Below are 255 nucleotides of genomic sequence, written 5' to 3' on the forward strand. Positions count from 1 at the left end.
GGGTCTCGTCCTCGCCCATGCCCTTCTTGATGGCTTTGATGCCCTTGCCGACGTCGCCCATCATCTCGGACACCTTGCCGCGGCCGAAGAGCAGCATGACGATCACGCCGACGACGAGCCAATCCCAAATGCTTGCGCCACCCATGGGGCCCTCCAGGGCACCGGTCCGGCCGGCGCCGTTTATCTGAACCTCGCCGAGACCCTAGGGGGCGGACGCGGCGACAACAAGGACCTCGTTCGTATCGACGTCGACGC

The 255-nt window shown here is 65.5% G+C and carries 1 protein-coding gene; it reads right to left on the minus strand.

Annotated features, from left to right (window positions below; all coding sequences use genetic code 11):
- A partial coding sequence (locus tag F0L46_RS25800; RefSeq protein ID WP_149822438.1) for a twin-arginine translocase TatA/TatE family subunit occupies positions 1 to 145 on the minus strand: 145 nt, incomplete at its 3' end.
- Positions 146 to 255 lie beyond the last annotated feature (110 nt).

The organism is Salinarimonas soli, from assembly GCF_008386575.1.
Taxonomy (GTDB): domain Bacteria; phylum Pseudomonadota; class Alphaproteobacteria; order Rhizobiales; family Beijerinckiaceae; genus Salinarimonas_A; species Salinarimonas_A soli.